The following is a 7,663-nucleotide window of genomic DNA, read 5'->3' on the forward strand; positions in this document are numbered from 1 at the left end:
CGTTAGACTACCGTCTTTGACCCTGTTCGGTAGAACGCATGAGCGATGCATGGACGCCTGCAGGATTCACGGCCTACGCGGACACCTCCACCCCTTGTGAGCTGAGGTTCCGCTGCTATCAAGTCACCACGGATCCTTGATGAACTGGTGAGTCTGGGGCTAGGGGTGTGGTGCGTCAGACGCGCTGCCAGGCGTCCAGCAGGGTGAGGGCATTGTCGATCCCCTGATCGAGGAGCTCATGGACGAGTTGACTGTCTGTCAAGGCGCGGGAAAGCTGCAGGGTCCCGGCCATCAGGCCGAGAAGGCTGAGCGCCTTCACGCGTGCGGAGGACGGGGCCTCGGGCGCCATGCGGGCGGCAATGCCGTCGATGAGGACCAGCACGCCCTCGGTGTACGCCTGCCTGGTTGTGTCGGTGCAGCGCCCGATCTCGTCGAGCAGAGCGGCGTTGGGGCAGCCGTCGCCAAGGCTGTCGCGGTGCTGGGGCGACAGGTACCCCCGCACAATCTGCTCGAGTCCGGCACGGCCAGGCGCAGCCTGCGCGACGACGCTCTCGGCCTGCACCTTCAACTGGTCGGCGATTGCCGTGGTGACGAGGTCATCTTTGGATTCAAAGTGAGCGTAGAAGGCCCCATTGGTCAGCCCCGCGTCCTTCATGAGCGTCGAAACGCCGGAGCCGTCGATGCCGTCTCGCTTGAACCGGCGGCCCGCCATCTCGATGATCCGCCGCCTCGTCTCCTGCTTGTGCTCTTTTCCGTACCGCACCACCGCACACGCTCCTTCGCCGACCGGAAGGACCGGTTGCCCTTCACCGACTTCGCCAGTCTATGATATTGCGAACGTAATCCAAAGAATTGGCGGCGGCGACGGTCGGCCGCCTCGTCGCCAGTTGCCCTCTGCGGCAATCGCACCAAGGTCCGCCTTGCCAGGCGCGAGCCAGGCGAAGCAACCGCGCTCCAGAGGGCTGACAGGGCAGTTCGCGTCCGCTGTTCCGCGCGCGTCGCCGAAGACGGCCTGGCCGACGTCATCACCGTCGGCACGATGGCACTCGCCAACCCCGACCTGGTCGAGCGCGTAGGCGCCGACGCCCCCCTGAACACCCCTGAACCCGCCACCTTCTACGGCGGCGGCGAGGCCGGCTACACCGACTACCCCACCTACGCCGCCTGAGCAGAGCACCCGGCACCCGGCACCCGGCACCCGAGGGAAACGTCTCCCCGGGCGCTCAGGCATGGCTGCGACACACACCAGCCCCACAATCGACGGGGCACCAAGGGGCAGCGGGCCGCCGCCGAGCGGAATATCGATGCACTCCCCGTTGTCCCGGCTACCCCACGGACCGAGGGCCCTGCCTGCGCAGTCACACCTGAGGGGCGGGCACCGGAAAGATCAGGCAGCTGCTGGTGGCGTGGGCGAGCAGTCGGTCCGTCGCGTCGACCAACTGCGCCTGGGCGAGAGCGGTTCGACGACCGCTGTTGACAATCGTGCCGATGGCGCGCACCGGGCCCGTGTCCACGGTGATCCGTCGCAGGAACTTCACGGTCAGATCGAGCGAGGTGTACGCCATGCCCTGCGGGAGGGTGGACTGGACGGCGCAGCCCGCCGCCGAGTCGAGCAAGGTGGCGAAGATGCCACCGTGCACGCTGCCGATCGGGTTGTAGTGCTCCTCGCCCGGTGTCAGCGAGAAGACCGCCCTGCCGGGCTCCACCTCGTCCAGGGCGAAGTCGACGGTGGAGTTGATCGGCGGCCTCGGCAGCCGCCCCGCCTGCAGTTCGCGCAGGAAGTCGATGCCGGCCATGCGCCCGGCGGTCTCCGCCAAGATCGCGGGATCGTCCCAGTGATACGTACGCGTTCGCCCCACGGTCCAGCGCCCTTCCCTCTGACTGTCAGCTGACTTTTTCAAGTGAAGCTAGGCTTTTGATCGCCTGACTGTCAATGGCGAAGCCAGGCCCTTTACGATGGCGGGATGGAGTGGCTCGAGGCGAGCACGGAGAACTGCCCCGTCCAGCGCACGCTCGACGTGATCGGGGAGAAATGGACGTTGCTGATCCTGCGTGACGCCGTCAACGGAGTCCGCCGCTTCGACGACTTCCACCGCCACATCGGCCTGTCGGAGGCCGTCCTCAGCGACCGCCTCCGCAAGCTGACCTCGGCCGGCATCCTGAAGACCGTCCCCTACCAGGAGCCCGGCAGCCGCTCCCGCAACGAATACCGCCTGACCCGCAAGGGCTGGGACCTATGGCCCGTTCTGATGGCGCTGAGCCAGTGGGGCGAGGCATACACCCTCGGCTCCGAGGGTCCCGTACTGGACGTCCGCCACACCGAGTGCGACGCCCCGGTCCGCGTCGTCGTCGAGTGCTCCGCGGAGCACTCCACCCTCACTCCCCGTGAAGTCACCGCCCGGCTGGGAACAGGCGCCCGCCTCCGATCGTGAGCCATCGACCTCGCGGCCGCGGGCCAGACAGCGGTGAGACATCAGCTGAGTGCCGCGTACTCCGCCGCCTTTTGCCCTCAGCGCACGATCGACTTCGGCGCGCCGTCGCCGGGAGGGCGCTGGACGAGCCGGGCCGGCAGAGGCGGCATGGGAGGCAGGAGCGGGACGAGGTCGCGGGCGTCGCGGACCTGCGCGCCACCGCAGGCCATGTTCGCGTCCGTTCCCCCGTCCCGATCCGGCAGGCGCGCGGATCTTGCGACTGCCGAGCCTGTACCGCTCGGTCAGATCTTGGTCTTCTCGCGGACCCACGCGCCGATCTGTGCGATGGCGGCGTCGGCCTCCGGGACCCGGCCGGCACCGTAGACGTACGAGTGCTGGCCTCCCGGGACCACAACGGTCGCCGTGTCGATTCCGGCGTCCTTGACGCGGGCGGCGAACTCCTCGTCCTCGCCGGCGAGGACCTCGTACGTTCCCCAGGAGACGAGGGTCGGGGGCAGACCGCTCAGGTCCGCCCGGTTCAGGTTGATCCTGGTGTCCGTGAACTCGATGCCCGTGCCGCCGATCCAGGACTCCCGGAAGAACTCCAGCAGATCCTTGCTGAGGATCTTGTCCGTCCCGGCGTTGGTCGCCATGGTCTCGTTGGCGATCTCGAGGTCGCACCAGGGGGAGATCGACACGATGGCGCCCGGCAGCGGCTGCTTCTTGTCGCGGAGGCGAAGCGCCAGGGCGACGGCGATGAACCCGCCGATCGAGTGGCCGATCGTGATGATGTTTCCCGGCGCATACCCTTCGGACAGCAGCCAGGTGAAGGCCGCCTCCGCGTCGTCCACCTGAGCCGGGTACTTGTGTTCCGGTGCGCGCCGGAAGTCCAGGACCAGTACGGGGGCCCCGGCGGCCTTGGCGATATGGCCGGCGAGCTTTCGGTCGACGAATGCCGACGACAGAACCGAGCCCCCGGCGTGAGTGTGCAGGAGGACGTAATCGGTGTTGGCGTCGACGGGTTCGCACCAGATTCCCAGCACACCACCCGCGTCCACCTCCCGATAGGTGACACCTTCCGGCTCCCGGGCCGTGAGATGGACGCTCTCCACCCGGGTGCGCGTCGCATCCAACTCGGATTCGGGAATCACCAGTCCGGCCATGAAGTCTGCGAATTCGATCGCTTCCGGGCTCAGTTCAACGGCAGCGTGATCAGACACGTGGCACCTCCATGGGGCCATTTGGGCATGCCGACCCGCCAGGACCGGTAGCGCCGGGGTTTGTCAGGTGGTGTGGGTGGGGTAGTGGGTGCAGCCGGCCTCGCCGCCGCCGTAGAAGGTGGCGGGGGCGGGCGTGTTCAGCGGCGCGCCTGTGCGTACGCGCTCGACCAGGCCGGGGTTGGCCAGTGCCATCACGCCGACGGTGACGACGTCGGCCAGGCCCAGCCGGCGCGGCGGTCAGCCGCGGTAGCGATCGGCCGGGACCCGCTGCGACAGGTTCGGGACGAGCGTCTGACGGGCCTTCTCGAACGACTCCCAGTCGCTGATCTGCGGCAGTGACGGGATGGTGACGGGCTCCCCGGCGTCGAGGCCGGCGAGCGCCGCGTCGACGGCGTCGTCCGCGCTCATGATCCACTCGTCGGGGAACGCCGCGAGGTCGAGGCCGGAGCCGTCCCAGAAATCCGTGCGGACAGCGCCCGGCAGCACGGCCTGCACCGTGACGGGGCTCTCGGCGAGTTCCTGCTGCAGGGCCTGGGTGAACGTCAGCACGTAGCTCTTGGTGCCGCTGTAGACGGCGCTGACGGGCAGGATGTTGAGAGCCAGGGCAGAGGAGATGTTCACCACGGTGCCGCGCCCGCGGGCCGTCAGGCCCGGCAGGACCGCGGTGGTCAGCCTGGTCAGCGATGTCACGTTGAGGTTGATCAGCGCCTCGGAGGTCGCCGCGTCGGAGGTTGCCAGCGGGGTGAACAGCGACCCGCCGGCGTTGTTGATCAGTACTTCGATGCTCTCGTCGGTTCGTAGACGCTCCTCGACCACGGAGATCTGCGCCGCATCGGTGAGGTCGGCGGTGACGACGTCCACTGCGCGGCCCGTGCGGCTGCGGATGTCCGACGCCAGCGTTTCCAGCCTCGCAGTGTTCCGGGCCACCAGGATCAGGTCGTAGCCCCGGTCGGCAAGCCGCTGCGCGTAGGCGGCGCCCAGGCCGGCGGACGCGCCGGTGACGACGGCGGTCTTGTTCTGCGTGGTCATGGGGTGAATCTCATTTCTGGTCTGGCGGATGAGTGGGAGGCCAGAGCGTCGGCCTCGATTTAGATTACGATAGCTATCTAAAGGTGCTCAGTCAACGCCCCCCGATGCCGCCCGCGCTCGGAGACTGCTCGACGTGCACGCGAGGCCATAGAGTCGGCGGCCGATCAGGTTCGAATGGAGACCCCTCAGGCGCATGGTCGCCGCGAACGGTTTCGTGTACTGCCCTCACGACGAGCGCGCGGGCACGGCGAGCGACATCCCTGCGGAGACCTGCACGGCGCACACCCGCCGAGCACAACGCGAGCCGCCTCCAATCGCCGTCGGATCACCCCCGGACGCTTGGGGCGAGCAGTGCGGTCTCCGGCTCGGCAGCCCCTCGGTTTGCCGCGTACAGGCTCCGTCCACTTCGCATATGATAGATGCGCTTTACTATCTAACGTGGGCAGGGTGACTGTGAGTCGCGTTTCGCAAGCACAAGCGATCGAGAACCGCAGGCGCGCGGTCGCCGCGGCCTCCCAGCTCTTCCGGGAGCGCGGCGTGAACGGCATCAGCGTCGCCGATCTGATGAAATCCATCGGGCTGACGACGGGCGGCTTCTACAAGCAGTTCCCCTCCAAGGAGGCCCTGATAGCCGAGGCGGCTCAAGCCGCTTTCGGGGACCTTGACCTACTGCTGGCGTCGTTCGACACCGACCACGGCGATCACGACACCGCGCGCGGCGCCCTCGTCGACTTCTACCTGTCGGCCGAGCACCGTGACCAGCCCGGCACCGGTTGTCCCACCGCGGGATTCGCAGGGGACATGGCTCGCGAGTCCACAGCCGGGGAGGTGCGCGAAACGTACGCAGCCGGAGTCGAGGAATTCGCCGCGTGGCTGTCCACCGACGCCGACGACGGCCTTCCCATGGTGGCCACTCTGGTCGGCGCGATCCTGCTTGCCCGTGCCACGGCGGGCACGGAACTGTCGGAGAAGATCCTGGAGTCGACCCACAAAGTCCTGACTGCACCACACGGGCCTTGATCCGGAATCTTGGACACGGGCTATTAGTGCTTTGTTAGGTCGTTATGGTGGTCGCTGGCGGCAGGTGGGGCATTGGCCTGTTCAGTTGGCCAAGAGGACCTGGAGCATGTGCAGGATCCTGTAGAAGGTTAGGCTGCCCCGCAGGCTTTTGGGCTGGTCAGACGGCGTTCGGTGAGGAACAGATGGGCGGCCGAGATGAGGGTGACGTGCCGGTGCCGGCCGGTGAAGGAACGGCCCTCGAAGCGGGTCAGGCCCAGGCCGGTCTTCAACTCGCGGTAGTCGTGTTCGATCCGCCAGCGGATCTTCGCCAGGCGTACCAGGTCGCGTAGCCGGATGCCGCTCGGGAGTGGGCAGCGCAGCAGATCGTTGGTCACCAGCGATCCGGCGAGCCGGGTCATGTCCGACCAATGGGTGTGGATCTTCTGCCGGTTGATCTTGTTTCGGGCGATCGCCTGCACAGCGAGTCGCGCGGCGTGCTGGGCACGACCATCTGCCCGATACCCATCACCTGATCATTGACTGCGTTCAACCGCGTCAGGCCGCGTTCGTAGCCGAAGTGCTTCGGCGACGGGGCGGCATTGATCGTCTGGACCGGGACGACGAACCCCAGGCCGTCGACCGAGGCCGGCAGCCCGCCGCCCCACAACCGCACGATCGGCACGCTGCGCTGGGCCTCGATCAGGACCGCGTTCGCGGCGGCGTGCGTCTCGGCCCGCACGTAGTTCCGGTCGACGTGCGAGAGGCGGCCGCGGGTCAGCGCCTGGTCCCCGTCCTTGATCACCGGAGTGAGGCCGACGTTGCAGGCCTCGCTGATCAGCAGCGCGACCAGCGATCTCGGCAGGTCTTGCATGCGGGTGGACACCTCGGCCAGATAGACATAGGCGTCCAGAAACCCCATCCAGGAGTGCACCTCCAGCAGCAGCTCGGGCAGGTCGATGCGCGGCAGCATCGCCTGGCAGGCCGCGCGCAGCCACTGCAGCGACGGGCTCTCGCCCAGCGCGCCGAGTTTTTCCACCGGCGAACAAGCATGCCCGTCGGTCGGGGTGACCACTCGGACCAAGGCGTCCTCCCAGGTCAGCACAGTGGCGCTGGTCCGGGCGGTGGCCACCATCTTGGCCAGCGTGGTCACGCCCGGCTGGATCGTCTTGGCCGCCATCAGGTACTCGGTGGCCAGGTTGAAGAGCAACGTTGGTGAGTCGTGTTCCATGGCCCGGTCCAGAAGGAACTGCTCCAGTTCCTTCATCGCCGTGCTCCCGGCCGGGGCGCTTTTCCAGCCCAGGTAGCCGGCCGCCAACCGCAGATGATCGCTGCGGGTCTGCTCTCGCCGGCCGTACTCGGCAAGAGCGGCTGGGTCCACCCCCAGCCGCTCGGCCGACCGGGCCACCGTCCCCGGCACCGCCGCCGCAACCTCGTCCGGAACGAGCCCGAGCCAGGGCAACGTGGCGAGCTGGACGGCAAGTCCGAGGCGATCGCCGGCACCCAGGCCCCGGCCCAGGGTCGATGAAGGCGACGTCGGCGGGTGTCAGGGTGAAGTACCGGATGGATCGTCGCGGCCGATGTCGGGGTACGACCGCAACCGCTCCAGCTGGTCTTCGGAGAACGTCCGGGTCGACATCGACCACCTCCACACCGCCACCGGTCAGGACCGTACGAACCGTAGCGGAAGTGATCAACAAACGGAACAGGCCCGCATCAGTGCAGGTCGGGCAAATGCCAAGCGTGTGCTTCATTGCCTTTTCCTGGTGGTGATGGGCCTAGGTCTTTTGGGCGTTGGCGCCCGCGGCCCGTGAGGAACTGCGGTCCGCGGGCGTGGATGTGTCCCGGTGCGCGGATGGGGTGTCGGGTGTGTGGGCTGCGCGGGGTCGTCAGTGGCCGGTTTCGAGTCGTTGTTTCAGCGTGATCTGGCGTGGAACCCCGGGCGTTTACTGTTTACGCCCGGGAGGAAACGACAGCGCGGGAGGGCCCCCAGGCCCGAGCGGTGCT

At 67.7% G+C, this 7,663-nt stretch carries 9 protein-coding genes and 3 pseudogenes; 3 read left to right on the forward strand and 9 right to left on the reverse strand.

Annotation, left to right across the window (positions count from 1 at the left end; all coding sequences use genetic code 11):
* Window positions 1-175 precede the first annotated feature (175 nt).
* On the reverse strand, window positions 176-766 hold the full coding sequence (locus ACIBX3_RS56195) for a TetR/AcrR family transcriptional regulator (protein WP_397129047.1): 591 nt from the start codon (window positions 764-766) through the stop codon (window positions 176-178).
* A gap of 273 nt (window positions 767-1,039) precedes the next feature.
* On the opposite strand from ACIBX3_RS56195, the gene ACIBX3_RS56200 reads away from it, so the two are divergent.
* Window positions 1,040-1,168: a hypothetical protein gene (locus tag ACIBX3_RS56200; RefSeq protein ID WP_397129048.1), complete on the forward strand. Its 129-nt coding sequence runs from the start codon at window positions 1,040-1,042 to the stop codon at window positions 1,166-1,168.
* A gap of 190 nt (window positions 1,169-1,358) precedes the next feature.
* Here ACIBX3_RS56200 and ACIBX3_RS56205 read toward each other — a convergent pair whose 3' ends face one another.
* On the reverse strand, window positions 1,359-1,859 hold the full coding sequence (locus tag ACIBX3_RS56205) for a PaaI family thioesterase (RefSeq protein ID WP_397129049.1): 501 nt from the start codon (window positions 1,857-1,859) through the stop codon (window positions 1,359-1,361).
* 105 nt (window positions 1,860-1,964) lie between these two features.
* On the opposite strand from ACIBX3_RS56205, the gene ACIBX3_RS56210 reads away from it, so the two are divergent.
* Window positions 1,965-2,432 carry a winged helix-turn-helix transcriptional regulator gene (locus ACIBX3_RS56210; RefSeq protein WP_397129050.1) on the forward strand — a complete coding sequence of 156 codons (468 nt, stop codon included), beginning with the start codon at window positions 1,965-1,967 and terminating at the stop codon, window positions 2,430-2,432.
* 77 nt (window positions 2,433-2,509) lie between these two features.
* Here the strand turns inward: ACIBX3_RS56210 and ACIBX3_RS56215 are convergent, their stop codons facing one another.
* From ACIBX3_RS56215 to ACIBX3_RS56230, 4 genes are all read right to left on the reverse strand, one after another.
* The gene (locus tag ACIBX3_RS56215) at window positions 2,510-2,641 is read right to left on the reverse strand and encodes a hypothetical protein (protein ID WP_397129051.1); all 132 of its coding nucleotides are present in this window, start codon (window positions 2,639-2,641) and stop codon (window positions 2,510-2,512) included.
* Window positions 2,642-2,713: 72 nt separating this feature from the next.
* The gene (locus ACIBX3_RS56220) at window positions 2,714-3,631 is read right to left on the reverse strand and encodes an alpha/beta hydrolase (RefSeq protein WP_397129052.1); all 918 of its coding nucleotides are present in this window, start codon (window positions 3,629-3,631) and stop codon (window positions 2,714-2,716) included.
* 63 nt (window positions 3,632-3,694) lie between these two features.
* Window positions 3,695-3,823 carry a hypothetical protein gene (locus ACIBX3_RS56225; protein WP_397129053.1) on the reverse strand — a complete coding sequence of 43 codons (129 nt, stop codon included), beginning with the start codon at window positions 3,821-3,823 and terminating at the stop codon, window positions 3,695-3,697.
* Window positions 3,824-3,868: 45 nt separating this feature from the next.
* Window positions 3,869-4,660 (reverse strand): SDR family NAD(P)-dependent oxidoreductase, encoded by a 792-nt coding sequence (locus ACIBX3_RS56230; protein ID WP_397129054.1) that lies wholly within the window; start codon window positions 4,658-4,660, stop codon window positions 3,869-3,871.
* A gap of 447 nt (window positions 4,661-5,107) precedes the next feature.
* On the opposite strand from ACIBX3_RS56230, the gene ACIBX3_RS56235 reads away from it, so the two are divergent.
* Window positions 5,108-5,680, forward strand: coding sequence for a TetR/AcrR family transcriptional regulator (locus ACIBX3_RS56235; RefSeq protein WP_397129055.1), 573 nt, complete (start codon window positions 5,108-5,110; stop codon window positions 5,678-5,680).
* A gap of 128 nt (window positions 5,681-5,808) precedes the next feature.
* On the opposite strand, the pseudogene ACIBX3_RS56240 reads toward ACIBX3_RS56235, so the two are convergent.
* From ACIBX3_RS56240 to ACIBX3_RS56250, 3 pseudogenes are all read right to left on the reverse strand, one after another.
* Window positions 5,809-6,009, reverse strand: a pseudogene (locus ACIBX3_RS56240) (transposase); the annotation flags it as partial.
* Window positions 5,983-6,755, reverse strand: a pseudogene (locus ACIBX3_RS56245) (Tn3 family transposase); the annotation flags it as partial. The pseudogenes ACIBX3_RS56240 and ACIBX3_RS56245, both read right to left, overlap by 27 nt.
* Window positions 6,756-6,788: 33 nt before the next feature.
* Window positions 6,789-7,175: pseudogene (locus tag ACIBX3_RS56250) on the reverse strand (DUF4158 domain-containing protein); the annotation flags it as partial.
* Window positions 7,176-7,663: the final 488 nt, after the last annotated feature.

The organism is Nonomuraea sp. NPDC049480 (assembly GCF_044465905.1).
Taxonomy (GTDB): domain Bacteria; phylum Actinomycetota; class Actinomycetes; order Streptosporangiales; family Streptosporangiaceae; genus Nonomuraea.

What these genes read in the sequence shown, in the direction of transcription:
- ACIBX3_RS56225 (WP_397129053.1), bottom strand. Translation starts at nt 3,823, where the DNA reads ATGGCACTGGCCAACCCCGGCCTGGTCGAGCGCGTACGCACAGGCGCG.
- ACIBX3_RS56200 (WP_397129048.1), top strand. Translation starts at nt 1,040, where the DNA reads ATGGCACTCGCCAACCCCGACCTGGTCGAGCGCGTAGGCGCCGACGCC.
- ACIBX3_RS56210 (WP_397129050.1), top strand. Translation starts at nt 1,965, where the DNA reads ATGGAGTGGCTCGAGGCGAGCACGGAGAACTGCCCCGTCCAGCGCACG.
- ACIBX3_RS56215 (WP_397129051.1), bottom strand. Translation starts at nt 2,641, where the DNA reads ATGGCCTGCGGTGGCGCGCAGGTCCGCGACGCCCGCGACCTCGTCCCG.
- ACIBX3_RS56230 (WP_397129054.1), bottom strand. Translation starts at nt 4,660, where the DNA reads ATGACCACGCAGAACAAGACCGCCGTCGTCACCGGCGCGTCCGCCGGC.